The organism is Thauera sp., from assembly GCF_035444905.1.
In the GTDB taxonomy this organism is placed as follows: Bacteria; Pseudomonadota; Gammaproteobacteria; order Burkholderiales; family Rhodocyclaceae; genus Thauera.
The window spans coordinates 77,599-103,418 of record NZ_DAOMPS010000010.1; the positions used below are offsets into that span (position 1 = coordinate 77,599).

The window sequence follows — 25,820 nt, forward strand, 5'->3', positions numbered from 1 at the left end:
CCGTCCTGCTTCCCACCCTGCCTACTGGACATTCGGTCCACCTCCATTGAGCCACTCCGCGAGCGGCAGCACCACTGCCGGCTCGCCATTGTCGACGAACCAGCTGTCGACCACATAACGTTCGCCCGGACGCTCATCGCCGTCCGCCACCTCGATGATCAGCCCGTCCTCGGTGCAGTTGCAGCCCGCCAGGGCCTGGCCGGGCGGCAGGCGCGCGAGCCGCTCGTCGGCCGACAGCACCTCGATCACCGCGCTGAAGTGCTGCATGATGAAACGCGTGCGCCGTGCCGGCTCGACCACGCGGTGGAAGCGCAGCGCGCCGCGCGACTCGATCAGCGCCAGCAGACGCGTGGTCGAGGTCGAGTGGTCGATGCAGTCCATGCGCCCATCGGCTTCGTCGTCGAGCAGGTTGCCGCGCCGGTCTGCCCCCACCGCGCTCTGCGTGCCGGCGACCCGGTACAGGCGGCCGATCGCCTCGGCGAGCTGCGCCCGCTCCTCGGCCGCACTGCGCGCCCGCGCGAGCTGCCGCTCGAGGCGGGCCAGGGTGGCGCGGTGATAGGTCACGATCGCCTCCTCGCGGCAGCCGTAATTGTGGCAGATGCTCACCTCAGCGCCGCCGGGCGCCGCCATCGCCGGCCGCGCCGTTGCCTGTGCGAGCACGGGCACGAATAGCAGCGCCGGCAACAGCACCGGCAGCAGCACCGCACGCATCGCCGTCTTCAGGCGTGCCGCACCAGCGACAGCGGATAGCGCGCCCCCGCCAGCCAGTCCTCGACGCACTGCAGGATGAGCGGGCTGCGATGGCGGTCGGCGCTCGCGCGCACTTCGTCGAGCGTCATCCACACCGCGCGCACGATGCCTTCGTCGAGCCGGCGCCCGGCCTCCTCGCCGTCCACCCGACCGCCATAGGCAAAGCGCAGGTAGGTGATGTCGCCCTGCGGTCGCGTCCATTGGTAGATGCCCACCAGGTACTCGGGAACGAAGTGACAGGCAGTCTCCTCGAGCGCCTCGCGCACGGTCGCCTCGAGCAGGGACTCGCCCTCCTCGAGATGGCCCGCCGGCTGGTTGAAGCGAAGCCCCTCGGGCGTCTCTTCCTCGACCAGCAGGAAGCGGCCGTCGCGCTCGATCACGGCGGCGACGGTGACGTTGGGTTTCCAGACGCGATCCTTCAATTTCGGCTCCCGGCGCATGCAGCGCCGCATTCTAACCCGCGTTCGGCGGTGCTCCCAGCACACACGGGCAGCTGCACGGCGCACCGGTGCCGGCGGGAAGTGCGTTCCGCCGCCGGCTTTGCGCTAGAATTCACCGGCTTTGCCCCCTGCCACACGGCGTCAAAGGGGCTTCACGACTACTCTCGAACACTCTTAGAGGCGGAGATCTTCATCATGTCCATGGCTGACCGCGACGGTTTCATCTGGCAAGACGGCAAGCTCGTTCCGTGGCGCGAGGCGACCACGCACGTGCTCACACACTCGCTGCACTATGGTCTGGCCGTCTTCGAAGGCGTACGCGCCTACAACACCGTCAAGGGCACCGCGATCTTCCGTCTGGCCGAGCACACCCAGCGCCTGATCAACTCCGCCAAGATCTACATGATGGACATCCCCTACTCCAAGGATGAACTCATGGAGGCGCAGAAGGAGGTCGTGCGCGCCAACAAGCTCGAATCCTGCTACCTGCGCCCGATCGCCTTCTATGGTTCGGAGAAGATGGGCATCTCGACCATCGGCGCCACCGTGCACGTCGCCATCGCCGCCTGGCCCTGGGGCGCCTACCTCGGCGAAGAAGGCCTGCAGAAGGGCATCCGCGTCAAGACCTCGTCCTACACCCGCCACCACGTCAACTCGACGATGCCGCGTGCCAAACTGTCCGCCACCTACCCGAACTCGATCCTCGCCAACCTCGAGGTCACGCGCATGGGCTACGACGAGGCGCTGCTGCTCGACAACCAGGGCTTCGTCGCCGAAGGCGCGGGCGAGAACCTGTTCATCGTCAAGGATGGCCGCATCTACGAACCCGAGATCGCCTCGGCGCTGACCGGCATCACCCGCGACTCGATCCACACCATCGCGCGCGAGTTCGGCCTCGATGTCACCACCAAGCGCCTCACCCGCGACGACATCTACCTCGCCGACGAAGCCTTCTTCACCGGCACCGCCGCCGAGGTCACGCCGATCCGCGAGCTCGACGACCGCAAGATCGGCGAAGGCAAACGCGGCCCGGTCACCGAAAAGATCCAGGCGCGCTTCTTCGACGTCGTCAACGGTCGAGCGCCCGAGTACGACCAGTGGCTCGCCTACGTCTGATCTCCGTTCCCGAGGATTCGCGTCATGGTTGAAAACACCGACAAGACCCAGGCCGTCGCCATCAGCGCCAAGGACCTGCCCCTGCACTGCCCGCCGCCCGGCGCGCCCTTGTGGGCACGTCACCCGCGCGTGTTCCTGGACATCCTGAAGACCGGTGAGGCGGTGTGCCCGTATTGCAGCGCGCACTACGTGTTCGCCGGCGAACGTCCCAAGGGTCATCACTGAACCCTGGCTGCCGCGCGCAGTCTTCAGTTCGGCGGGGGGCTTCGGCCCCCTTCGCCTTTCAGGAGCACCCCCTGAACTGCCCCCTCCAACTCATTCGATGCTAGCCGTGAGCAAACCGACATTCACCACCGCCCTCGAAGCCGAGGCCGCCTTCTACCGGGCCCTGGCCGAGGGCGATATCGAAGCCCTGATGGCTGTCTGGTCGGAAGAGGAAGACGTGGTCTGCGTGCACCCCGGGGGGCCGCGCATCGTCGGCCTCGCCCCGATCCGCGAAACCTGGCGCCAGATCCTGTCCGGCGGCAACCGCCTGCAGATCGAGACCAGCCAGCCCGTCATCACCGCCAGTGCGGCGATGGCAATGCACTGCGTGTTCGAGCGGGTCGGCCTCCAAAGCCGCGAGCAGCGCAGCGCGCTGCTCGCCGTGACCAACGTGTATGTGCGCGGCGCCAGCGGCTGGCACATGGTGCTGCACCATGCCTCGCCCGTACCCGATCTGCCCGACTTCGGCGAACTGTCGCCGCGCATCGTGCATTGAGCGCGACGCCCCCCTATCGCGCGCCGTGGTGGTTGCCCGGCGGGCATCTGCAGACGATCTGGCCGCTCGCGCGCATGGGCCCGCTGCCGGCCTACCGCCGCGAGCGCTGGGAGACGCCCGACGGCGACTTCATCGACCTCGACTGGGTCGACAGCGCGCGCGACGTGGCACACCCCGCCCCGCTCGTGGTGCTGTTCCACGGTCTGGAGGGCTCGAGCCGCTCGCACTATGCACGCACGCTGATGCGCGCCGTGCGCGCGTTCGGCTGGCGCGGCGTGGTGCCGCAGTTTCGCGGCTGCAGCGGTGAGCCGAACCGCCTGCCACGCGCTTACCACTCGGGCGACAGCGCCGAGATCGACTGGATCCTGCGCCGCCTTCGCCAGCGGGCGGGCGATGCGCCGCTGTTCGCGGCGGGCGTGTCACTCGGCGGCAACGCGCTGCTGAAGTGGCTGGGCGAGCAGGAGCACGGCAGCCTTGAGCTCGTCGTCGCCGCCGCGGCGATCTGTGCGCCGCTCGACCTGACGATCTCGGGCACCGCGCTGGGGCAGGGATTCAACCGCATGTACAGCCGGCACTTCCTCGCCACCCTCAAGCGCAAGGCGCTGGCCAAGTGTGCCGCGCATCCCGGCCACTTCGACGCCGCGCGCATCGCGCGGGCGGCCTCCCTGGCCGCCTTCGACGATGCCTATACCGCCCCGGCGCACGGCTTCGCCGGCGTTGACGATTACTGGCGACGCGCCTCCGCAAGGCCCTGGCTGGGCGGCATCCGCACGCCGACCCTGGTGCTCAATGCCGCCAACGACCCCTTCGTGCCGCCCGCGGCCTTGCCGCGCGGCCACGACTTGTCGCCGCACACGCGTTTCGAGCTCCCCGCGGGCGGCGGCCATGTCGGCTTTCTGGCCGGCCCCTGGCCGGGCACGCAGGACTGGCTGGGCAGGCACCTGCTCTCCCATTTCGCTGGCCATTGCGCTGGCCATCTCGACGCCCACCTCGGCTGATACCGCCGCGCGCGCCCTGCCGCGCTCAGCGCGAGGGGCTCGGATCCTCGTACGCCTCGGCGTCGGCCAGCCGGCTGCCCTGGGCGTCCTTGGCCGACAGCACGGGCGCGGCCTGCAGCGGCCAGTCGATACCGATGTCGGGGTCATTCCAGGCGATGCAGCGCTCATGCTCGGGGGCGTAGTAGTCGGTGGTCTTGTACAGGAAGTCCGCCGTCTCGCTCAGCACCAGGAAACCATGGCCGAAGCCGGGCGGCACCCACAGCTGGCGATGGTTGTCCTCCGACAGCTCGACCCCCACCCATCTGCCGAAGCGTGGCGAGCTGCGGCGCAGATCGACCGCCACGTCGAACACGCTGCCACGCACCACGCGCACCAGCTTGCCCTGGGCCTGGTGCAGCTGGTAGTGCAGACCGCGCAACACCCCGCGTGCCGAACGCGAGTGATTGTCCTGCACGAACTGGACGTCGAGCCCGCTCAGCTCGCGAAAGCTGCGGGCGTTGTAGCTCTCGAGAAAGAAGCCGCGCGCGTCACCGAACACGCGCGGTTCGAGCAGCAGCACCTCGGGCAGCCCGGTTGGCGTCACCTTCATCAGAACACCCTCTCCTCGAGCAGGCGCAGCAGGTACTGGCCGTAGCCGCTCTTGGCCAGCGGCGTGGCTAGCGCGCGCATGCGCGCGTCGTCGATCCAGCCGGCGCGCCAGGCGATCTCCTCCGGGCAGGCGATCTTCAGGCCCTGGCGCTTCTCGATGGTCTGGATGAACATGCCGGCCTCGAGCAGGCTCTCGTGCGTGCCGGTATCGAGCCAGGCATGGCCCCGCCCCATCACCTGGACGTCCAGCTCGCCCCGTTCCAGATAGGCGCGGTTGAGGTCGGTGATCTCGAGTTCGCCACGCGCGCTCGGCTTGAGGCTGCGCGCGATGTCGACCGCGCGCGGGTCGTAGAAGTACAGCCCGGTCACCGCGTAGCGGCTTTTTGGCCGCGCCGGCTTCTCTTCCAGGCTGATCGCGCGCCCGGCGGCATCGAACTCGACGACGCCGTAGCGCTCGGGATCGTGCACCGGGTAGGCGAACACCGTCGCCCCCGCCGATGCCCTGGCGGCCACGCGCAATTCGGTGGCGAAGTCGTGGCCGTAGAACAGGTTGTCGCCCAGCACCAGCGCCGACGGCGCGCCGGCAAGAAAGTCCTCGCCGATCAGGAAGGCCTGCGCCAGCCCGTCCGGGCTCGCCTGCACCGCGTAGCTCAGCTCCAGCCCCCACTGGCTGCCGTCGCCGAGCAGTTGCTCGAAGCGCGGCGTGTCCTGCGGCGTGGAGATCAGCAAGATGTCGCGAATGCCCGCCAGCATCAGGGTGCTGAGCGGGTAATAGACCATCGGCTTGTCATAGACCGGAAGCAGTTGCTTGGACACGGCGAGGGTGGCCGGATGGAGTCGGGTGCCGGAGCCGCCGGCGAGAATGATGCCTTTGCGTGTGCTGCCCTGGTGTGCGCTCATGGCGGGAAGGTGGCCTCGTGATGGCGGGTGGATGCGATGCGCCGCATTGTAGGCCGGCCGTCGCCCGGTCGTCTGCCCCAGCGCCGACCCGCCGCCCCAACCGCCCCACGCAGGCGCGCCCCAAAATGCGGGACGAGGGCCTAGAATGCCGGTCTTTCCCGCCTTCCTGCTCAGGACATTCTCATGACGCACGCCCTGCCCGCCCCCGAGATCTTCAAGGCCTACGACATCCGCGGCATCGTCGACACGGTATTGACGCCGGCCGCGGTGCAGGCCATCGGCCATGCGCTCGGCTCGGAAGCCGTCGCGCGCGGCCAGCGCACGATCGCGGTCGGTCGCGACGGTCGCCTGTCCGGCCCGGCGCTGGCAGGGGCGCTGGCCGATGGCATCCGCGCCGCCGGCGTCGACGTCATCGACATCGGCTGCGTGCCGACACCGCTGAGCTACTTCGCCGCCTTCGAGCTCGGCTGCGACTCCTGCGTGTCGGTGACCGGCAGCCACAACCCGCCCGACTACAACGGCCTCAAGATGGTGCTCGGCGGGCAGACGCTGTATGGCGACATGATCCAGAACCTGCGTCGGCGCATCGCCGAGAACGACCTCGCCCGTGGCGCCGGCAGCCTGCGCAGCGCCGACGTCGGCGCCGCCTATGTCGCGCGCGTGGCGAGCGACGTCCGGCTGGCACGGCCGATGAAGATCGTCGTCGACTGCGGCAACGGCGTGGCCGGCGGCATCGCGCCCGAACTGTTCCGGCGCCTGGGCTGCGAGGTCATCGAGCTGTTCTGCGAGGTCGACGGCAATTTCCCCAACCACCACCCCGACCCCTCCAAGCCCGAGAACCTGCAGGACGTGATCCGCGTCCTGCGCGAGACCGACGCCGAGCTCGGGCTCGCCTTCGACGGCGACGGCGATCGCCTCGGCGTGGTCACCAAGGACGGCGAGATCATCTTCCCCGACCGCCAGCTGATGCTGTTTGCCGAGGATGTGCTCAACCGGGTGCCGGGCGGCGAGATCATCTACGACGTCAAGTGCACCCGCAACCTCGGCCCCTGGATCCGTGCCCGCGGCGGCAAGCCGACGATGTGGAACACCGGCCACGCCCTGGTCAAGGCCAAGCTCAAGGAGACCGGGGCCCCGCTTGCTGGCGAGATGAGCGGCCACATGTTCTTCAAGGAGCGCTGGTTCGGCTTCGACGACGGCCTGTATGCCGGCGCCCGCCTGCTCGAGATCCTGTCCGCGCGTCCCGACGCCAATGCCGCGCTGAAGGCGCTGCCCGACGCCGTAAGCACGCCGGAGCTGAACCTGAAGATGAAGGAAGGCGAGCCCTTCGAGCTGGTGCGACGCCTGCAGCAGGCCGCACTGGCGGACACGCCCTGCTTCCCCGGCGCGCAGCAGGTCATCACCCTCGACGGCGTGCGCGTCGAATACGCGCAGGGTTTCGGCCTCGCCCGTGCATCGAACACCACGCCGGTCGTGGTGCTGCGCTTCGAGGCCGACGACGAGGCTGCACTCGCGGCCATCCAGGCCGCGTTCAGGGGCGCGATCGATGGGGTCTGGCCGGGTCTGTCGCTGCCCTTCTGAGCGCGCAGGCGAGCCCTCGCACGGCGCGGGAATTCCGCACGCCGCGCGCGCAATTCCAGCGCGCGGCCAGCCTCGCACGTGTTAGCGTGATGGTCAGCAAACGATGCATCGGAGACAGGTTCTATGAGCACCACGGCACGCCGAGCGGACGACATCGAAGCGGCACTGAAAGGCATCCACATTCCGTCCTGCCCGAATGTGCTCGCCGAGCTGATGGCCGAGCTGCGCCAGCCCCAGGTCAGCGGCAAGCGCATCGCCGCGCTGATCGGCAAGGATGTCGGACTGGCGGCGGTGGTGGTGAAGTCGGCCAACTCGCCCTTCTTCGGCGTGAGCCGCCGGATCGCCTCGGTCGATGAGGCGATCCGCCTGCTCGGCTTCGGCACCCTCACCAACCTGGTGCAGGAGGCCACGCTGCGCAACGCGATCTCCGACCGCAACGCCTCCCTCGAGCGCTTCTGGGACAACTCGCGCTATACCGCGGCAGCCAGCGCCCTGTTCGCACGCAAGACCGGCAGCGCCCGCCCCGAGACCGCCTACACCTTCGGCCTGTTCCACGACTGCGGCATCCCGCTGCTGGTGCAGCGCTTCGACAACTACAAGCAGATCCTGGGGATTGCCAACCAGGCAACGGAGCGCTGGTTCACCGCGGTCGAGGACGAGGCGCTCGACACCAATCACGCCACCATCGGCTACCTCCTGGCACGCTCCTGGGGCCTGACCGAGGCCGTGTGCCAGGGCATCCTGTGCCATCACGACTACTCGGTGCTGGATGGCGACGCCGGACTCGATGCGGAGGCGCGGGCGCTGATCGCCATCAACGTCGTCGGCGAGTATGTCGCCGGCACCCACCTGCGCACCCGGCGCGACGCCGAATGGGACAAGGGGCGCGAGCCGGTCGCGCGCTTCCTGGGCTATTCGCCGGCCGAACTGGACGACATCGCCGACGACCTCGTCTACGCCTTCGACTGCCACACCCGCGACGAGGCCGCCTGAAGGCGGCAGCCGGCCTCGGCCTGCCCCCCGCCGGCGCTACACCGGCTCGATCTTGGCCACCCCGAGCAGCAGCCACTTCACCCCGGCCGGGCCGAAGTTGATCTGCACCTTGGCATCGCTGCCGCTGCCCTCGGCGGCGACGATCACCCCCTGACCGAACTTCGCATGACTGACCGACTGACCGATGCGCAGCCCATTGGGCAGGGTCGCGAAGCTCGGCCGCGGCGCGCGCTGCACCGGGGCCGCTGCGGATGAGGGCTTGAAGTAGCCGCCGCCCATGCCCGCCATCGCGCCACCAGCGGCCGACCGCGGGTTTGGCGGAGTGAGCCATTTCGTCAGCTCGGCCGGCACCTCTTCCAGGAAGCGCGAGCGCAGGTTGTAGCGCGTCTGCCCATGCAGCATGCGACTCTGCGCAAAGCTCAGGTAGAGCCGCTCGCGCGCCCGGGTGACGGCCACGTACATCAGCCGCCGCTCCTCCTCGAGGCCATCGGTTTCCAGGATGCTGTTCTCGTGCGGGAACAGGCCCTCCTCCAGCCCGGACAGGAAGACCACGTTGAACTCCAGGCCCTTGGCCGAGTGCACCGTCATCAGCTGCACCGCGTCCGCGCCCTGGTCGGCCTGGTGGTCGCCGGCTTCCAGCGAGGCGTGGGCGAGGAAGTCGGCCAGCAGCGCATGCGGCTGGGCGAGCGCGTCGCCCGGGCCCGACTGTGCCTGCGACTCGGCGAGGAAGTTGGCCGCGGCGTTGATCAGCTCGTCCAGGTTCTCGAGGCGCTCACGCCCCTCCTTGTCCGCCTTGTAGTGCGCGCGCAGGCCGCTCAGGTCGAGCACGTGGTCGACCAGCTCGGGCAACGGCAGGCTGGCGGTGTCGCGGCGCAGGTCCTCCACCAAGCGCACGAACTGCGCCAGCGAGGTGCCCGGCTTGCCGGTGAGATGCGGCACGGTGGCGTACAGGCTGGTGTTGTAGACGCGCGCGGCGTCGGTGAGCGCCTCGAGCGAGCGCGCGCCGATGCCGCGGGTGGGAAAATTCACCACGCGCGCGAACGAGGTGTCGTCGTCCGGGTTGGCGATCAGGCGCAGGTAGGCGAGCGCGTGCTTGATCTCCTGGCGCTCGAAGAAGCGCAGCCCGCCATACACGCGGTAGGGGATGCCGGCCGAGAACAGCTGGTGCTCGAGCACGCGCGACTGCGCGTTGGAGCGGTAGAGCAGCGCGATCTCGCTCCTCAGCGCGCCGTCGCGCACCAGCGACTGGATCTCTTCGACGATCCAGCGCGCCTCGTCGCCGTCCGAATAGGCCTCGAACACGCGGATCGGCTCGCCCGCGCCCTGGTCGGTCCACAGGTTCTTGCCCAGGCGGTTGGCGTTGTGGCGGATGATGGCGTTGGCCGCATCGAGGATGTTGCTGTGCGAGCGGTAGTTCTGCTCCAGCCGGATGACGTTGTGCACGCGGAACTCACGCTCGAAGTCGCGCATGTTGCCGACCTCGGCGCCGCGGAAGCGGTAGATGCTCTGGTCGTCGTCGCCGACGCAGAACATCGCCGCGCCGCCCTCGCGGCCCTCGTCGGCGAAGAGCTTGAGCCAGCGGTACTGCAGGCGGTTGGTGTCCTGGAACTCATCGACCAGGATGTGACGGAAGCGGCGCTGGTAGTGGCGGCGCAACGGCTCGTTGCGTTCGAGCAGCTCGTAGCTGCGCAGCAGCAACTCCGCAAAATCCACAACAGACTCGCGCTGGCACTGCGCCTCATACTCCTGGTAGAGCTGAACGCGCAGGCGGGTGTAGTCGTCCCAGGCCTCGACCGCATGCGGCCGGTTGCCGGCTTCCTTCTGGCCGTTGATGAAGTGCTGCAGCTCGCGCGGCGGGAATTTCTCGTCGTCGACATTGAGCGTCTTCAGCAGGCGCTTGATCGCGGCGAGCTGGTCGCCCGAATCGAGGATCTGGAACAGCTGGGGCAGCCCGGCATCGCGGTGATGGGCGCGCAGCAGGCGGTTGGCAAGGCCGTGGAAGGTGCCGATCCACATGCCGCGGGTGCTCACCGTGAGCATGGACGACAGGCGGGCGAGCATTTCCTTGGCCGCTTTGTTGGTAAATGTAACCGCCAGGATTCCTGCGGGGTCGACCTGGCCGGACTGGATGAGCCAGGCGATGCGGGTGGTCAGCACGCGGGTCTTGCCCGAGCCGGCACCGGCCAGGATCAGTGCGTGCTGTGGCGGCAGGGTGACCGCCTGAAGTTGTTCGGCATTCAGATTGGCAAGCAGCGTGGACATCGTGATTCCTTTTCGAGCGCGCATTGTATCGACGCCACGGACCTTCGCCGACAGCCACGACGGTGAACAGCCTGTTGCGTTGCAGCAACAGCCTGCTTGCGTCAATGCAGAGATGGGCTAAATTGCAGTTGTGCAATGCAACATTTCGGACGACGGGCGTGGAACTTCTCACACCCGACCCGCTCTGAATTGCCCAGAATCAAGCAAAACTACAGGTCCACTCGGTACATTGCGCCACAACGTAAGTAGGGCGTGGCGAGTTCAGAAGACGGACCACGATTTTTCGAGCCCACTCGGCCCGACAGGAGAACAGATCATGAAGACACCCAAGCTGCTGCCCTGGTATGCCCGCAAGGCAGGCATCTCGATCGAACGCGCCGAAGCCCTGTGGCGCAAGGCCGTCCGTCAAGCCACGGACGAAACCGGCTGGGTCGGCAACGCCGAGTACTGGGGCGCGGCCATGGAGCATTTCCAGCGCCTGCTTCAGAAGGAGCGCAGCAACCTGTGCGCTCCCCAGCTCCTGCCCTATGTGCGTAGTCAGAACCGCATGCTCCGCCTGCCGCTGCTGGCGATGGAGGACATGATCGTTGCCGTCCGTGCCAACTGGCAGCGCCAGCAACACCTGGGCAGCCACAAGGCCGCCTGCAGGACCGCCTGAGCCGCGGCGCAACGCGCCCACCGCTTTCCCGTCTCCCTCCCTCCTTGAATGGAGTTCGGCACTCCGCCCGGCGCGGAGTGCCGCCTTTTTGCCCTCCGTCCGCGCAGCGGCGACCACCGCGCGCCGTGAGCTTCAAGGTATACTGGCGTGTTTTCAACGCCATAAAGCCCGCACGCACGCTCATGCAGGACAAATACCAGCCCGCCGCCGTCGAGACGGCCGCCCAGCAGCACTGGGACTCCACCGACGCCTTCCGCGTGACGGAAGACGCGAGCAAGCCCAAGTACTACTGCCTGTCGATGTTCCCCTACCCCTCGGGCAAGCTGCACATGGGGCATGTGCGCAACTACACCATCGGCGACGTGCTCGCGCGCTTCCACCGCATGAAGGGCTTCAACGTGCTGCAGCCGATGGGCTGGGACGCCTTCGGCATGCCGGCCGAGAACGCCGCGATCCAGAACAACGTGCCGCCGGCCAAGTGGACCTACGCCAACATCGACTACATGAAGGCGCAGCTCAAGCGCCTCGGCTTCGCCATCGACTGGTCGCGCGAACTGGCCACCTGCACCCCCGAGTACTACCGCTGGGAGCAGTGGCTGTTCACCCGCCTGTTCGAGAAGGGCCTGATCTACAAGCGCCTCGGCACGGTGAACTGGGACCCGGTCGACGAGACCGTGCTCGCCAATGAGCAGGTCATCGACGGCCGCGGCTGGCGCTCGGGTGCGCTGGTCGAGAAGCGCGAGATCCCCATGTACTACATGAAGATCACCGCCTACGCCGACGAGCTGCTGTCGGCGCTCGACGAGCTGCCCGACTGGCCCGAACAGGTCAAGCTGATGCAGAAGAACTGGATCGGGCGCTCGGAAGGCGTGGAGATCGCCTTCCCCTTTGATGTCTCCAGCATCGGCCACGAGGGCGCGCTGAAGGTGTTCACCACGCGCGCCGACACCCTGATGGGGGCGACCTATGTCGCGGTGGCCGCCGAGCACCCGCTCGCCACCCAGGCCGCGGCCAGCAACCCGGCGCTCGCCGAGTTCATCGAGGAATGCAAGCGCGGCGGCGTCGCCGAGGCCGACATCGCCACGATGGAAAAGAAGGGCATGCCCACCGGCCTCAAGGTACGCCACCCGCTTTCCGACGAGCCGCTCGAGGTCTGGGTCGCCAACTACGTGCTGATGGGCTATGGCGAGGGTGCGGTGATGGCGGTGCCGGCGCATGACGAGCGCGACTTCGCCTTCGCCACCAAGTACGCGCTGCCGATCCGCATGGTGGTCGGCTCGGACGCCTACGCCGACACGGTCGCCCCCTGGCAGGACGTCTACGCCGACTACGGCCGCCTGGTGAATTCCGCCAAGTACGACGGCCTCGACTTCCAGGGCGCCGTCGATGCGATCGCCGCCGACCTCGCCGCCAAGGGTCTGGGCGCCAAACGCGTGCAGTACCGCCTGCGCGACTGGGGCATCTCGCGCCAGCGCTACTGGGGCTGCCCGATCCCGATGATCCACTGCGCCGACTGTGGCGACGTGCCGGTGCCCGACGAGCAGTTGCCGGTGGTACTGCCCGAGAACGTCGAGATCACCGGCCGCGGCTCGCCGCTGGCCAAGATGCCCGAGTTCTACGAATGCGCCTGCCCCAAGTGCGGCCAGCCGGCCAAGCGCGAAACCGACACCATGGACACCTTCGTCGAGTCGTCCTGGTACTTCCTGCGCTACGCTTGCGCCGACAGCACGACCGCGATGGTGGACGAGCGCGTCAACTACTGGGCGCCGGTCGACCAGTACATCGGCGGCATCGAGCACGCCATCCTGCACCTGCTCTACTCGCGCTTCTTCACTCGCGCGATGCGCGACTGCGGCCTGGTCAACGTGTCCGAGCCCTTTAGCGCGCTCCTCACCCAGGGCATGGTGGTGGCAGAGACCTACTACCGCGAGCTCGACGGCGGCAAGAAGCAGTGGATCAACCCGGCCGACGTGGTCGTCGAACGTGACGAGCGCGGCCGCATCGTCGCCGCCAAGCTGGAATCCGACGGCCTGCCGGTGGTCATCGGCGGCACCGAGAAGATGTCGAAGTCGAAGAACAACGGCGTCGACCCCCAGTCGCTGGTGGACCAGTACGGCGCCGACACCGCGCGCCTGTTCATCATCTTCGCCGCGCCGCCCGACCAGCAGCTCGAATGGTCCGACTCCGGCGTCGAGGGCGCCTCGCGCTTCCTGCGCCGGGTATGGAACTACGGCCACGCCTTCGCCAGCGAGACGCGCGCCGCGCTGCCGGCCGAGCGCCGCCTCGCCGCCAACGCCCTGCCCCCAGCGGCGGCCGACGTGCGTCGCGAGATCCACACCCATCTCAAGCAGGCGAGCTACGACTTCGGCAAGCACCAGTTCAACACCGTGGTGTCGGCGGCGATGAAGATCCTCAATGCGCTGGAAAAGGCGCACAAGGAACTCGCACCGGCCGAGCCTGCCGCGCACGCCGAGGTCGCCGAGGAAGGCCTGTCCATCCTGCTGCGCCTGTTGTCGCCGATCACCCCGCACATTGGCCATGCGCTTTGGCAGGACTGCGGCTTCGGCACCGACATCCTCGCCGCGAGCTGGCCGGAGGTCAGCGCGGACGCACTGAAGCAGGATGAGATCGAGCTGATGCTGCAGGTCAATGGCAAGCTGCGCGGCAGCATCAAGGTCGCCGCCGACGCCGCCAGGACCGACATCGAGGCGCTGGCGCTGGCCTCGGAGGCGGCGCAGAAGTTCATGGAAGGAAAGCCGGCGAAGAAGGTCGTCATCGTGCCCGGCCGCCTGGTCAACATCGTCGCCTGAGGATGCCGTGCATGCCCGATCGTCGCCCCCTCAATCACGCTGACGATGCCGGCGTACGCAGCGCGGACCTCAGCCCAGGCCTGCCTCGCCGCCGCCTGCTGCTCGCCGGCGGCGGGCTGGGCGCGCTGCTGCTGTCGGGCTGCGGCTTCCGCCTGCGTGGCCCGCAGGCGCTCGATTTCGCCACCGTGCACATCAACACGCCCGCACAGACCGAGCTGGGCGCCCAACTGCGCCGCCAGATCGCCACCAGCGGCACGACCACCGTCGTCGAGGACGCGGCCGCAGCCGAGGCCCGCCTGCAGATCCTTGCCAATTCGCGCGGTCGCGAGATTCTGAGCCTGACCGGTGCCGGCAAGGTGCGCGAGTACCAGCTCACGCAGACCCTGCGTTTCCAGTTGATCGACAAGGACGGCCGGAGCCTGCTGCCGCCGACCAACCTGTCGGCACGCAGGGAATACACCTTCGATGACTCGCAAGTCCTGGGCAAGGAGCAGGAAGAAGCCCTGCTCTACCGCGACATGCAGGCCGACCTGGTGCAGCAGCTCATGCGCCGTCTCGCCGTGGTGAGCCGCGCCGACTGAAGGCCTGGCCGAGCGTCGCCTGCAGGCTCTTGTGCACATGAACCTCCGCCCCGACCAGCTCGCCCCCCTACTCGAGCGCCCGCTCGCCCCCTTGTGGCTGCTGCACGGCAATGAGCCCTTGCTGGTGCTCGAGGCGGCCGACGCGATCCGTGCCGCGGCCCGCCGCCAGGGCTACGAGGAGCGCGAGACGCTCGTCGTCGGCCAGGGTTTCAAGTGGGACGCGCTGACGCTGGCCGCCGGCAACCTGTCGCTCTTTGGCGGCGCCAAGTTGATCGATCTGCGCATCCCCGGCGGCAAGCCGGGCCGCGACGGCGGCGACGCGCTGCAGCGATACATCGCCAACCTGCCAGCGCAGACCCTGACCCTGGTCACCTTGCCCGAAGTCGACTGGCAGACGCGCAAGACCGGCTGGTTCAAGGCCCTCAGCGATGCGGCGAACACACTCGAGCTGAACGCGCCCGAACGCGAGCGCCTGCCCGACTGGATCGGCCGCCGCCTGGCCGCGCAGAGGCAGACCGCTGGCGCCGAGGCCCTGGCCTTCATCGCCGAGCACGTCGAAGGCAACCTGCTCGCCGCCCACCAGGAGATCCTCAAGCTCGGCCTGCTCCACCCCGAAGGCGCATTGACGCTCGAGCAGGTGCAGGACGCCGTGCTCAACGTCGCCCGCTACGACATCGACAAGCTGCGCCAGGCCGTCGTCGAGGGCGATCCGGCGCGCTGCGCACGCCTGCTCGAGGGCCTCAGGGGCGAAGGCGCGGCGCCGCCGCTGGTGCTGTGGGCGCTCGCCAACGAGACGCGCAGCCTCGCCACGCTGTGCGCCGGCCGCGACGCCGGCCAGCCCCTGCCCGCCCTGTTCAAGGCCGAGCGCATCTTCGATCCGCGCCGCCAGCAGGCCGTCGGCCGCGCCCTCGCCCGCCTCACCCAGGGCGGCCTGCGCGCCGCCTTGATGCACGCCGCCCGCATCGACCGCATCATCAAGGGCCTGGCCGCGGGCGACGTGTGGGACGAATTCCTGCAGCTGAGCCTGCGGCTGGCCCAGCGCCGTTGAGCGCCTGACGTCGGCGACGCCGCCCACGAGCGCGGCGATCGGTGCTTTAATTGCGGGCTGCAAGACACAGGCACTCAAGCCGACAATCAAGCCGGACTCCGTGAAGATGGACATTCAAGACTACATGCAGACCCTCGGTCGCCAGGCGCGCGCCGCCTCGCGCGTGCTCGCCGCCGCCTCGACCGCGGTCAAGAACGCTGCGCTGAGCGCGATGGCCGCCGAGATCCGCGCCCGCCGCGACGAACTGCTCGCCGCCAACGCCAGGGATCTTGCCGAGGCCCGTGCCGCCGGCCTCGAGCCGGCGCTGATCGACCGCCTGACCCTGAACGACAAGGGCGTCGAGGCGATGGCCGTGGGGCTCGAGCAGGTCGCCGCACTGCCCGACCCGGTCGGCGAGATGAGCGACATCAAGCGCCGCCCCTCCGGCATCCAGCTCGGCAAGATGCGCGTGCCGCTCGGCGTCATCGGCATCATCTACGAGGCGCGCCCCAACGTCACCGCCGACGCCGCCGCGCTGTGCCTGAAGTCGGGCAACGCCGCCATCCTGCGCGGTGGCAAGGAGGCGATCAACGCCAACCGCGCCATTGCCGCCTGCGTGCGCGCCGGCCTCATCCAGTCTGGCCTGCCCGAGCATGCGGTGCAGGTGGTCGAGACCACCGACCGCGAAGCCGTCGGCGCGCTGATCAGCATGCCCGAGTTCGTGGACGTGATCGTGCCACGCGGCGGCAAGGGCCTGATCGAGCGCATCTCTAAGGACGCGCGCGTGCCGGTGATCAAGCATCTGGACGGCAACTGCCACGTCTATATCGACGACGAGGCCGACCCCGCCAAGGTGGTGCCGATCGTGGAGAACGCCAAGACCCAGCGCTACGGCACCTGCAACACGGCCGAGTCGCTGCTGGTGGCGCGCAACGTGGCCGACATCTACCTGCCCGAGATCGGCCGCATGCTCGCCGCCAAGGGCGTGGAGATGCGCTGCTGTGCCGAATCGCTGGCGCTGCTGCGCGAGGCCTGCATCGACGGCGCCAGGCTCGTCGCGGCGACGGAAGCCGACTGGCGCGAGGAATACCTCGCCCCGATCATCGCGGTGAAGATCGTGGACGGCCTCGACGCCGCCATTGCCCACATCAACGCCTACAGCTCCGGCCATACCGAGGCGATCGTCACCGAGAACTACAGCCACGCGATGCGCTTCCTGCGCGAGGTGGACTCGTCCTCGGTGATGGTCAATGCCTCGACGCGCTTCGCCGACGGCTTCGAATACGGCCTGGGGGCGGAGATCGGCATCTCCACCGACAAGATCCACGCCCGCGGCCCGGTCGGACTGGAAGGCCTGACCAGCCAGAAGTGGATCGTGTTCGGCAACGGCGAAGTCCGCCCTTGAGCCACCCGACCATGGCCAGGGACCTGCCCCCCGCCGCCCACGCTCGCGCCAGTGACGGCAAGGCCTGCTCGGCGGGCTTCGACGCCATCATCGCCCTGCCCTTCGGCCCCGTCGGCATTCGCGCCGACGAGGGCGTGCTGCGCGAACTCGTCTTCCTGCCGCCGGGAACGCCGCTCGTCGATCCGCGCAATGCCACCGCCGGCGCTGCCGCCCATGCGCTGCGAGCATGGATCGACACGCCCGACGAACCCTTCCCGATCCCGCTCGCCGCCTGCGGCACGCCCTTCCGCCGCCGCGTATGGGAGGCGATCCGGACCATCCCGCGTGGGCGCACCGCCACCTATGGCGAGCTCGCAGCACGCCTCGGCAGTGCGCCGCGGGCGGTCGGCCAGGCCTGCGGCGCCAACCCCTACCCGCTCGTCGTGCCCTGCCACCGCGTCACCGCCACGGGCGGCCTGGGCGGCTTCGCCAATGCGCACGATGGCTGGCTGCTCGAGGTCAAGCGCTGGCTGCTGGCCTTCGAAGGGGCGCGGTGAGTGCTCGCCCACCGGCGGTGGAGTCCGGTCTGCAGGACCACCACCGCCGCGAGCTCGACCGCTTTGCCGACGCCCTGTGGCTGGAGCACGGCCTCGCGGCCAATACACTGGCGGGCTACCGCAGCGACCTCGCCCGCTTCGCCGCCTGGCTCGAGAAGCGCGCGCTGACGCTGCCGGGCGCCAGCCCCGGCGAGCTGGCCGCCTATCTCGCCGAATTCAGTAGGACTGCCAAGCCGGCCAGCCAGCGCCGCCTGCTGGCCACCTGGCGGCGTTACTACCGCATGCTGCTCGCCAACCGCGAGATCGCCGAGGACCCCACGCTGCTGCTCGATTCGCCGATGGCGGCCGAGCGCTTCCCGAAGACCCTCAGCGAAGCCCAGGTCGAGGCCTTGCTCGCCGCCCCCGATGTCGACACGCCCCAGGGCCTGCGCGACCGCTGCATGCTCGAGGTGCTGTATGCGGCCGGCCTGCGCGTATCCGAACTGGTGGGATTGAAGGTGTTCGCGCTCGGCCTCAACGAGGGCGTGGTGCGCGTCATGGGCAAGGGCAGCAAGGAGCGTCTGGTGCCGCTCGGCGAGATCGCCGCCGACTGGCTGATGCGCTACCTGGCCGAAGGGCGACCGGCCCTGCTCGCCGGCCGCCGCTGCGACGAAGTCTTCGTCACGCGACTCGGCGCCGGCATGACGCGGCAGATGTTCTGGCGCATCGTCAAACAACATGCAATGGATGCCGGCATCGCGCGCGAGCGCATTTCACCCCATACATTGCGCCACGCCTTCGCCACCCACCTGCTCAATCACGGCGCCGATCTGCGCGTGGTGCAATTGCTGCTCGGCCATGCCGATATTTCAACGACCCAGGTTTATACCCATGTGGCACGCGAGAGACTCAAGCAATTGCATGCCAGACATCATCCGCGCGCCTGATGGCGCGCCGGCATACAATTGCATCCACGGCGGCAGATCGTCGCCCAATCCAGCCGAACCGGTCGCAATCATGAACAAACAAGACACCCGCGCCCCCGAAACACCGGCCACCCGCTTCCTGCGCCAGCATGGAATTGCCTTTTCGACGCATCTGTACGAATACGAGGAGCACGGCGGCACCGCCGTGTCGGCGCGCGAACTCAATGTCAGCGAACACGCCGTGATCAAGACCCTGGTCATGGAGGACGAGCATGCCCAGCCCCTGATCGTGCTGATGCATGGCGATCGCAAGGTCTCGACCAAGGAGCTGGCGCGCGAGATCCCCTGCAAGCACGTCGAAACCTGCAAGCCGGAAACGGCCAATCGCCACACCGGCTTTCTCGTCGGCGGCACTTCGCCCTTCGGCACGCGCAAGCAGATGCCGGTGTATATGGAACGCACCATTCTCGATCTGCCGCTGATCTACATCAACGGCGGGCGCCGGGGTTTTCTGGTCGGGCTCCATTCGCACGACCTGTTGCGCCTGCTGCAGCCCAAACTCGTTCACGTCGCCAACTGAATTTTCGGGCTGGAATCCGGCGCGGCAGCGGCAATTGAACGCGGCGCCAATCGAAAGCCCAACTCATGCGCTGTCGGGTTATTTTGCGTAATCAATTTCCATCCGCTTTTACAAGTGGCACAATTGCGCGCAAATCAGAATCGAACGCGATCAACGTAAAGGCAACGCGATTGCCGATTTCCACCACGCCCGGAGAACTCATGGACCTGTCTTCCTACACCCTGCCCGACCTGCGCAAACTGCAAGCGAAGATCGAAAGCGAGATCCGCCGTCGCAGCGACACCACGCGGCGCACGCTGCTCAAGCGCATGCAGAAGATGGCCGCCGACGAGGGCCTGACGCTGGGCGATCTGCTCGAGGCGCCTCCTGCAGCGGCAGCCGAAGCCAAGCCGGCCGCCAAGCGCGGCCCACGCGCCGGCGCAAAGAAGGCGAAGCCGGTCAGTGTCGTCAAATACCGCAACCCGGCCAATCCCGACCAGGGGTGGAGCGGGCGTGGGCGCAAGCCACAATGGGCGCTCGACTGGATCGCGCAGGGCAAGTCGCTGGACGAACTCGCCGCCTGACAAATGGCCATCTGAGTAACCGCGTCTGATTCACGCCGCGCCTCTCGCCCGGGCGCGGCCGATCAGCGCGGCGTCACGCCGAAGGCGGCACGACAATACCGTCGCGACCGCGCTGGATATGTACACCGACCCGTCGCACGTCCTTCATGACGCCAATCTTGGCGACCCTGAGCTTGACCCAGGGCGCCCGGAATTCATCGAACAACATATTCACGATGAATTCGCCAAGACTCTCGATCAGATTGAAATGGCGCTCCCCGAGCTCGCGACGAATGCGTGCCGTGACCTCGGCGTAATCGATCGTATCGGCAATGTCGTCGTGCTCGGCCGCCGCGTCGGGCACACCAAAGGTCAGATTGAGCTCGACGGTTTGCGGCCCGGTCTTTTCCCGATCGTAAATACCGACCCAGGCCTTGACGCGCAATTCCTCGATAAAGATGAAATCCATGCTGCTTCCCGTTTAGAATCGCCGCAATTCTAGCCTGTGCCCGGCACGCGCTGCCGAAAAGCTTCGCCCCTGCACGCCGTCGCACCTGCACGAATCCTCACCCTTCCGACCTGCTGAACCCGGACCGGCCCGCCCCACCTTGGCCGAGGAGTCTCGATGTCGCTCCTGTTCCTTCTCATTGCCGCCTATCTGCTCGGTTCGATCCCGTTTGCCATCGTCAGCAGCAAGCTGTTCGGCCTGCAGGACCCGCGCCAGTATGGCTCCGGCAACCCGGGCGCCACCAACGTGCTGCGCAGCGGCAACAAGGCCGCTGCGGTAGTGACCCTGCTCGGCGACAGCCTGAAGGGCTGGCTCGCAGTGTGGGCCGCGACACGGCTCGGCTTCGACGCCGGCCAGGCCGCTCTTGCCGGCCTCGCCGCTTTTCTCGGTCACGTATTTTCAGTCTTCCTGCGCTTCAATGGCGGCAAGGGAGTCGCCACCGCCCTGGGCGTGCTGGCGGGAGTCGACGGCCGGATCGCGATCTTCTGCGCGGTGATCTGGCTCATGATCGCCTACACCACCCGCTACTCCTCGGCCGCCGCGCTGTCGGCGGCCATCGCCGCACCGCTGGCGGGCCTGCTGTTTCTTGGCCCGCAGATGGCGGTAGCGGCACTGGCCGTCATGTCGGCGGTACTGATCTGGCGCCACAAGGAAAACATCGCACGCCTGCGCGCCGGTACCGAGGGCCGGATTGGCGGCAAGAAGACCGACAAGCCCAAAGCCTGACGGCGAGCTCACTGCCCCCGTGCGGCCGCGCTCAGCCTGGCGGCGGGCACGGCGGCCTGAGTTCGACCATCGGCCAGCGCGGACGGATCTTGACGGCGATGATCTCCGGGCCGCGCTCGCCGGCAGCCAGTCGCATCGCACCGGCAAACGCAATCATCGCGCCGTTATCGGTGCACAGTGCCGGCTCGGGGTAGTGCACCCGACCACCGCGCCTGGCCAGCGCGGCGTCGAGCGTGTCGCGCAGACAGCGGTTGGCACCCACCCCGCCGGCCACGACCAGGGTCTTCAGCCCCACCTTCTTCAGCGCCGCGAGCGCCTTAGCGCACAACACCTCGACCACGGCCTGCTGGAACTCGGCCGCCAGATCCGCCATGCGCCGCGGATCCCAATCCGGCGCGGAGACGACATTGAGCACCGCCGTCTTCAGGCCGCTGAAGCTGAAGTCGAGATCGCCCGAGTGCAGCATCGGCCGCGGCAGGCGGAAACGCCCGGGCACCCCCTGCTCGGCCAGCTTCGCCAGTTGCGGCCCGCCCGGATAACCCAGGCCGAGCAGCTTCGCGGTCTTGTCGAAGGCCTCGCCCGCGGCATCGTCGACCGACTCGCCCAGCAGCGCGTAGTCGCCCACCCCGCGCACGCGCATGAGCTGGGTATGGCCGCCCGACACCAGCAGGGCGACGAAAGGGAAGGCGGGCGGGTCGGCCGACAGCAGCGGCGACAGCAGGTGGCCCTCGAGGTGATGGACCGGCAGCGCCGGGATCCCGCGCGCCATGGCGAAGGACTCGGCCACGCTTGCGCCCACGAGCAGCGCGCCGGCCAGGCCGGGACCCGCGGTGTAGGCCACGGCATCGATGTCCGCCAGCGCCACGCCGGCATCGGCCACGGTCTGCTTCAGCAGCAGCGGCAGGCGACGGATGTGGTCGCGCGAGGCCAGTTCGGGCACCACCCCGCCATAGGCCGCGTGCAGGTCGATCTGCGAATGCAGCCCATGGGCCAGCAGCCCGGCCTGGGTGTCGTAGATCGCCACGCCGGTCTCGTCGCAGGAGGTTTCGATGCCGAGAACTTTCATGAAGTGCATCCGCTTGATTCGGATCCGCATTTTAACCGCAGCCAGCGCACGCGGGAGGATCGATCCCCTTGCCTTGAGCTGCGGTCTCGGTTATATTCGCCGTCTTTCTGCCCACCAGACACCCAAGGAAGTCCGCAATGCCCGGTATCCGCGTCAAGGAAAACGAGCCGTTTGAGGTTGCGATCCGCCGCTTCAAGCGCACCATCGAGAAGACCGGTGTGCTGACCGAGCTGCGCTCGCGCGAGTTCTATGAGAAGCCCACCGCCGAGCGCAAGCGCAAGCTGGCCGCCGCCGTGAAGCGCAATCACAAGCGCCTGCGCAGCCAGACCCTGCCGCCGAAGCTGTACTGATTCTCCTCGCACCCGCCCCGCGGGTTGCCTGCACGCCGGCCGGAGGTCACGCGACCTTCGCCCGGCGTGATGCTTTTTCTCGCGTGTTGTCGCGCCGCCCCTATCCGCGGCGCACGCAACCAGCCCTGCGCGCTCGATGATCCCCCAGTCCTTCGTCCAGGAACTGCTCTCGCGCGTCGACATCGTCGACGTCATCGAACGCTACCTGCCGCTGAAGAAAAGCGGCGCGAACTACTTCGCCTGCTGCCCCTTCCACGGCGAGAAGTCCGCTTCGTTCTCGGTCAGTCCGTCCAAGCAGTTCTATCACTGCTTCGGTTGCGGCGTGCACGGCAGCGCGATCGGCTTCCTGATGGAGTACAGCGGGCTCGGCTTTGTCGACGCGGTCAAGGAGCTGGCCGCACAGACCGGGCTGCAGGTGCCCGATGACGGCCGCAGCGCCAGCCCGGCGCAGGACGACGCCAGCGCGCGCCTGTACGAGGCCATGGCGATTGCTGCGCGCTTCTACCGCGAACAGCTGAAGCCCGCCCGTCAGGCGATCGACTACCTCAAACGCCGCGGCCTGTCGGGCGAGGTCGCCGCGCGCTTCGGCCTCGGCTTTGCGCCCGACGACTGGCAGGCGCTGCAGAAGGTCTTCCCCGACTACCAGGCGAAGACGCTTGCCGATGCCGGCCTCGTCATCGACAACGATCAGGGCCGGCGCTACGACCGTTTCCGCAACCGCATCGTCTTCCCGATCCACGACCGCCGCGGCCGCATCATCGCCTTCGGCGGCCGCGTGCTCGACAGGGGCGAGCCCAAGTATCTGAACTCACCGGAAACCCCGCTGTTCGAGAAAGGGCGCGAACTCTACGGTCTCTTCCTGGCACAGAAGGCGATCCGCGATGCCGGCTTCGCCGTCGTCGTCGAGGGCTACATGGACGTGGTGGCGCTGGCCCAGTTCGGCATCGAGAACGCCGTCGCCACCCTCGGCACCGCGACCACACCGCAGCATGTGCACACGCTGCTGCGTCAGACCGACCGCGTCGTGTTCTGCTTCGATGGCGACGCCGCCGGCCGCCGCGCCGCCTGGCGCGCCCTCGAGAATGCCCTCGAATCGCTACGCGACGACGCCACGCTCGCCTTCCTGTTCCTGCCCGCTGAACACGACCCTGATTCCTTCGTTCGCGCCGAGGGCGCCGACGCCTTCCGCAAGGCTGCCGGCAGCGCTACCCCCCTGGCCCGCTTCCTGATCCAGGAACTCGCCGACCGCCACCCGCTCGACAGCGCCGAAGGGCGGGCCGCCTTCGTGCACGAGGCCGCCCCGCTCGTCACCCGCATTGGCGCCCCGCTGCTGCGGCTGCAGGTGATCAAGGCGGTGGCCGAAACGAGCGGCCTGACCCAGGCCGAGGTCGAGCAGGCCTTTGCCCAGCTGGCGGCGCGTCAGCCGCGCCGACGCGGCCCCGACACCACACCTGCACAGGCCGGCGCGAGCCATGAAGCACCGCCGCCCGTCGCCACCGAACGAGCGCGCCGCGCCGCGCGCCCGAGCATGCAACGGCCGCGCCTGCAAGGCCGGCGCAAACCCCCCTCGACCGCCGGCACGCTGCTGCGCCTGGTGCTGCAACACCCGACCTGGGCCGCCCGCCTGCCGGTCAGCCTGATTCCTGACGACAGCCCCGAAGGGCTGGCTCTGATCGCCATCATCGACATGCTCAGCCTGGGCGAGCCGGTCCCGGCCGGCGGGCTCGGCGCGCTCATCGAACGCTTTCGCGACACCCCCCACGGCGAGACCCTGGCGCGGGTCGCCGCGGAACTCGTCGACGCCGAGTTCGACGAAGCGGTGGTCGAAACCCTGTTCGACGACAGCTTGCGCAAACTCCACGCCGACAGTGTCAGCAATGAGATCGCCGCCCTGCTACAAAGGGATCGTGAGCAAGGGCTCGACAGCGCCCACAGACACCGCCTGAGCGAGCTCCTGCTCGAGAAGAGGAACCTCGCAAGTGGCGGTAAAGTCTCAAATTTATAGTATAATTTCGGGTTTCTCATTTTCTTACACCCTCAACTGAGGAGTGCTATGGCACGCGAAAAAGCCAAGGATCCGCGCAAGGACGCCCCCACGAAGGGACGTCCTTCCAAGGCGAAGGACAAGGCATCCCCCGTCGTCGAAAGCCCCGCTGCCACCCCGCTCGACGCGGAGGTGCGCCGCACCCGGCTGAAGACGCTGATCACGCTCGGCAAGGAGCGTGGTTACCTCACGTACGCTGAAATCAGCGACCATCTCCCGGATGACGTCGCCGATGCCGAGCAGATCGAAGGGATCATCGGCACCTTCAACAACATGGGCATCCAGGTCTATGACGAGGCGCCGGCCGCCGAAGACCTGCTGATGTCCGACAGCGTCGCGACCAACGTCGACGAGGATGTCGCCGAAGAGGAAGCCGAGCAGGCCCTGTCCTCGGTGGACTCCGAGTTTGGCCGCACCACCGATCCGGTGCGCATGTACATGCGCGAGATGGGCACGGTCGAGCTGCTCACCCGTGAGGGCGAGATCGAGATCGCCAAGCGCATCGAGGACGGCCTCAAGCACATGGTGCAGGCCATCTCCGCCTGCCCGACCACCATCGCCGAGATGCTCGAGATCGTCGACCGCATCGCCAGGGACGAGGCGAAGATCGACGAGCTCATCGACGGCCTCATCGACCCCAACGCGAGCAGCGAGGAAGCGGCCGAGGAGGACAGCGAGGACGACAGCGCCGCCACCAGCGCCACCGACGACGAGGACAGCACTGACGACGAGGCCGACGACGAGGAAGACGACGCCGACAGCGCCGAGCGCGCCAACGCGGCTTCCCTGCTTCAGCTCAAGAACGATGCCCTCGCGCGCTTCGCGGTCATCCGCGAGCTGTACGAGAAGAAGATGTCCGTGCTCGACAAGAAGGACTCGCAGGACAAGGCCTACCTCGCGCTCAAGCAGCAGATCTCGGACGAGTTGCTCAACATCCGCTTCACCGCCAAGGCCATCGAGAAGCTGTGCGATTCGGTCCGCCACATGGTCGAGCAGGTGCGCAGCCACGAGCGCCAGATCCTGCAGCTGTGCGTGGATCGCGCCGGCATGCCGCGCCAGCACTTCATCAAGGTCTTCCCCGGCCAGGAGGTGAACCTCGACTGGCTCAAGGACGAGATCGCCGCCGGCAAGAACTACGCCGAAGGCCTGATGCGCATCCACCCTGCCGTGCTCGAGGAGCAGCAGAAGCTCATCGACCTGCAGGACAAGATCGGCATCCCGCTCAAGGAGCTCAAGGACATCAACCGCCAGATGTCCACCGGCGAAGCCAAGATGCGCCGCGCCAAGCGCGAGATGACCGAGGCCAACCTGCGCCTGGTGATCTCGATCGCCAAGAAATACACCAACCGCGGCCTGCAGTTCCTCGACCTGATCCAGGAAGGCAACATCGGCCTGATGAAGGCGGTGGACAAGTTCGAATACCGCCGCGGCTACAAATTCTCGACCTATGCCACCTGGTGGATCCGCCAGGCCATCACGCGCTCGATCGCCGACCAGGCGCGCACCATCCGCATCCCGGTGCACATGATCGAGACGATCAACAAGATGAACCGTATCAGCCGACAGATCCTGCAGGAAACCGGCTCGGAACCGGATCCCGCGACGCTGGCCGAGAAGATGGAGATGCCCGAGGAGAAGATCCGCAAGATCATGAAGATCTCCAAGGAGCCGATCTCCATGGAGACGCCGATCGG

General features: G+C 67.9%; 26 protein-coding genes. 19 read left to right on the forward strand and 7 right to left on the reverse strand.

The genetic code is table 11. The annotated features are described in order from the left end of the window. Nucleotides 1–21: 21 nt before the first annotated feature. Together PLC66_RS06975 and PLC66_RS06980 are read right to left on the reverse strand one after the other, a co-directional pair. On the reverse strand, nucleotides 22–711 hold the full coding sequence (locus PLC66_RS06975; RefSeq protein WP_324538761.1) for a hypothetical protein: 690 nt from the start codon (nucleotides 709–711) through the stop codon (nucleotides 22–24). A gap of 8 nt (nucleotides 712–719) precedes the next feature. Then, complete coding sequence (locus tag PLC66_RS06980) at nucleotides 720–1,172, reverse strand: NUDIX hydrolase (RefSeq protein ID WP_324538763.1); 453 nt, start codon at nucleotides 1,170–1,172, stop codon at nucleotides 720–722. A 213-nt stretch (nucleotides 1,173–1,385) separates the two neighbouring features. On the opposite strand from PLC66_RS06980, the gene PLC66_RS06985 reads away from it, so the two are divergent. The 4 genes from PLC66_RS06985 (at nucleotide 1,386) to PLC66_RS07000 (ending at nucleotide 4,064) form a co-directional block, all read left to right on the forward strand. Continuing rightward, nucleotides 1,386–2,306, forward strand: coding sequence for a branched-chain amino acid transaminase (locus PLC66_RS06985; protein ID WP_324538765.1), 921 nt, complete (start codon nucleotides 1,386–1,388; stop codon nucleotides 2,304–2,306). Nucleotides 2,307–2,330: 24 nt separating this feature from the next. Next, on the forward strand, nucleotides 2,331–2,531 hold the full coding sequence (locus PLC66_RS06990; RefSeq protein ID WP_002924602.1) for a zinc-finger domain-containing protein: 201 nt from the start codon (nucleotides 2,331–2,333) through the stop codon (nucleotides 2,529–2,531). Nucleotides 2,532–2,637: 106 nt separating this feature from the next. Beyond that, nucleotides 2,638–3,066 (forward strand): YybH family protein, encoded by a 429-nt coding sequence (locus tag PLC66_RS06995; RefSeq protein ID WP_324538768.1) that lies wholly within the window; start codon nucleotides 2,638–2,640, stop codon nucleotides 3,064–3,066. Then, nucleotides 3,063–4,064, forward strand: coding sequence for a hydrolase (locus tag PLC66_RS07000; protein WP_324538770.1), 1,002 nt, complete (start codon nucleotides 3,063–3,065; stop codon nucleotides 4,062–4,064). The genes PLC66_RS06995 and PLC66_RS07000 overlap by 4 nt, the downstream gene beginning before the upstream one ends. Nucleotides 4,065–4,089: 25 nt before the next feature. Here PLC66_RS07000 and rfbC read toward each other — a convergent pair whose 3' ends face one another. Both rfbC and rfbA read right to left on the reverse strand, forming a co-directional pair. Continuing rightward, a complete protein-coding gene (gene rfbC / locus PLC66_RS07005) occupies nucleotides 4,090–4,653 on the reverse strand; it encodes a dTDP-4-dehydrorhamnose 3,5-epimerase (RefSeq protein ID WP_324538772.1) in 564 nt (187 codons plus the stop codon). Continuing rightward, a complete protein-coding gene (gene rfbA, locus PLC66_RS07010) occupies nucleotides 4,653–5,552 on the reverse strand; it encodes a glucose-1-phosphate thymidylyltransferase RfbA (RefSeq protein ID WP_324538774.1) in 900 nt (299 codons plus the stop codon). Before rfbA ends, rfbC begins: the two co-directional genes overlap by 1 nt. Nucleotides 5,553–5,735: 183 nt before the next feature. Between rfbA and PLC66_RS07015 the strand changes: the two genes are divergently transcribed. Both PLC66_RS07015 and PLC66_RS07020 read left to right on the forward strand, forming a co-directional pair. Next, nucleotides 5,736–7,133, forward strand: coding sequence for a phosphomannomutase/phosphoglucomutase (locus PLC66_RS07015; RefSeq protein WP_324538776.1), 1,398 nt, complete (start codon nucleotides 5,736–5,738; stop codon nucleotides 7,131–7,133). A 123-nt stretch (nucleotides 7,134–7,256) separates the two neighbouring features. After that, the gene (locus PLC66_RS07020; RefSeq protein ID WP_324538778.1) at nucleotides 7,257–8,126 is read left to right on the forward strand and encodes an HDOD domain-containing protein; all 870 of its coding nucleotides are present in this window, start codon (nucleotides 7,257–7,259) and stop codon (nucleotides 8,124–8,126) included. A gap of 36 nt (nucleotides 8,127–8,162) precedes the next feature. On the opposite strand, the gene PLC66_RS07025 is transcribed toward PLC66_RS07020, so the two are convergent. After that, a complete protein-coding gene (locus tag PLC66_RS07025) occupies nucleotides 8,163–10,388 on the reverse strand; it encodes a UvrD-helicase domain-containing protein (protein WP_324538780.1) in 2,226 nt (741 codons plus the stop codon). A gap of 316 nt (nucleotides 10,389–10,704) precedes the next feature. Between PLC66_RS07025 and PLC66_RS07030 the strand changes: the two genes are divergently transcribed. The 9 genes from PLC66_RS07030 to PLC66_RS07070 all read left to right on the forward strand — a co-directional run bounded on the left by PLC66_RS07030 (nucleotide 10,705) and on the right by PLC66_RS07070 (nucleotide 19,453). After that, entirely contained in the window at nucleotides 10,705–11,046 is a 342-nt protein-coding gene (locus tag PLC66_RS07030; RefSeq protein ID WP_324538782.1) for a hypothetical protein, read from the forward strand. A 182-nt stretch (nucleotides 11,047–11,228) separates the two neighbouring features. Continuing rightward, entirely contained in the window at nucleotides 11,229–13,856 is a 2,628-nt protein-coding gene (leuS, locus tag PLC66_RS07035) for a leucine--tRNA ligase (RefSeq protein ID WP_324538784.1), read from the forward strand. An 11-nt stretch (nucleotides 13,857–13,867) separates the two neighbouring features. Next, nucleotides 13,868–14,437 (forward strand): LPS-assembly lipoprotein LptE, encoded by a 570-nt coding sequence (locus PLC66_RS07040; RefSeq protein WP_324538786.1) that lies wholly within the window; start codon nucleotides 13,868–13,870, stop codon nucleotides 14,435–14,437. A 37-nt stretch (nucleotides 14,438–14,474) separates the two neighbouring features. Further along, nucleotides 14,475–15,485, forward strand: a complete 1,011-nt coding sequence (gene holA, locus PLC66_RS07045) for a DNA polymerase III subunit delta (protein WP_324538788.1) — start codon at nucleotides 14,475–14,477, stop codon at nucleotides 15,483–15,485. 106 nt (nucleotides 15,486–15,591) lie between these two features. Continuing rightward, on the forward strand, nucleotides 15,592–16,869 hold the full coding sequence (locus tag PLC66_RS07050) for a glutamate-5-semialdehyde dehydrogenase (RefSeq protein WP_324538790.1): 1,278 nt from the start codon (nucleotides 15,592–15,594) through the stop codon (nucleotides 16,867–16,869). An 11-nt stretch (nucleotides 16,870–16,880) separates the two neighbouring features. Beyond that, nucleotides 16,881–17,405, forward strand: a complete 525-nt coding sequence (locus PLC66_RS07055; RefSeq protein WP_324538812.1) for a methylated-DNA--[protein]-cysteine S-methyltransferase — start codon at nucleotides 16,881–16,883, stop codon at nucleotides 17,403–17,405. Beyond that, nucleotides 17,402–18,331 (forward strand): site-specific tyrosine recombinase XerD, encoded by a 930-nt coding sequence (gene xerD, locus PLC66_RS07060; protein ID WP_324538792.1) that lies wholly within the window; start codon nucleotides 17,402–17,404, stop codon nucleotides 18,329–18,331. Before PLC66_RS07055 ends, xerD begins: the two co-directional genes overlap by 4 nt. A gap of 70 nt (nucleotides 18,332–18,401) precedes the next feature. Next, nucleotides 18,402–18,890 (forward strand): Cys-tRNA(Pro) deacylase, encoded by a 489-nt coding sequence (ybaK, locus tag PLC66_RS07065; RefSeq protein WP_324538794.1) that lies wholly within the window; start codon nucleotides 18,402–18,404, stop codon nucleotides 18,888–18,890. A 200-nt stretch (nucleotides 18,891–19,090) separates the two neighbouring features. Further along, nucleotides 19,091–19,453 (forward strand): H-NS histone family protein, encoded by a 363-nt coding sequence (locus PLC66_RS07070; RefSeq protein ID WP_324538796.1) that lies wholly within the window; start codon nucleotides 19,091–19,093, stop codon nucleotides 19,451–19,453. Nucleotides 19,454–19,526: 73 nt separating this feature from the next. On the opposite strand, the gene PLC66_RS07075 is transcribed toward PLC66_RS07070, so the two are convergent. Beyond that, complete coding sequence (locus PLC66_RS07075; RefSeq protein WP_324538798.1) at nucleotides 19,527–19,901, reverse strand: dihydroneopterin aldolase; 375 nt, start codon at nucleotides 19,899–19,901, stop codon at nucleotides 19,527–19,529. A 156-nt stretch (nucleotides 19,902–20,057) separates the two neighbouring features. Here PLC66_RS07075 and plsY point away from each other — a divergent pair, with 156 nt between their 5' ends. Continuing rightward, nucleotides 20,058–20,666 carry a glycerol-3-phosphate 1-O-acyltransferase PlsY gene (gene plsY, locus PLC66_RS07080; protein WP_324538800.1) on the forward strand — a complete coding sequence of 203 codons (609 nt, stop codon included), beginning with the start codon at nucleotides 20,058–20,060 and terminating at the stop codon, nucleotides 20,664–20,666. A 31-nt stretch (nucleotides 20,667–20,697) separates the two neighbouring features. On the opposite strand, the gene tsaD is transcribed toward plsY, so the two are convergent. Continuing rightward, complete coding sequence (tsaD, locus tag PLC66_RS07085) at nucleotides 20,698–21,732, reverse strand: tRNA (adenosine(37)-N6)-threonylcarbamoyltransferase complex transferase subunit TsaD (protein WP_324538802.1); 1,035 nt, start codon at nucleotides 21,730–21,732, stop codon at nucleotides 20,698–20,700. Between the two features lie 137 nt (nucleotides 21,733–21,869). Here tsaD and rpsU point away from each other — a divergent pair, with 137 nt between their 5' ends. From rpsU to rpoD, 3 genes are all read left to right on the forward strand, one after another. After that, nucleotides 21,870–22,082: a 30S ribosomal protein S21 gene (gene rpsU / locus PLC66_RS07090; protein ID WP_002924646.1), complete on the forward strand. Its 213-nt coding sequence runs from the start codon at nucleotides 21,870–21,872 to the stop codon at nucleotides 22,080–22,082. A 136-nt stretch (nucleotides 22,083–22,218) separates the two neighbouring features. Next, nucleotides 22,219–24,087 (forward strand): DNA primase, encoded by a 1,869-nt coding sequence (gene dnaG, locus PLC66_RS07095; RefSeq protein ID WP_324538804.1) that lies wholly within the window; start codon nucleotides 22,219–22,221, stop codon nucleotides 24,085–24,087. A 48-nt stretch (nucleotides 24,088–24,135) separates the two neighbouring features. Continuing rightward, a partial coding sequence (gene rpoD / locus PLC66_RS07100; protein ID WP_324538806.1) for an RNA polymerase sigma factor RpoD occupies nucleotides 24,136–25,820 on the forward strand: 1,685 nt, incomplete at its 3' end.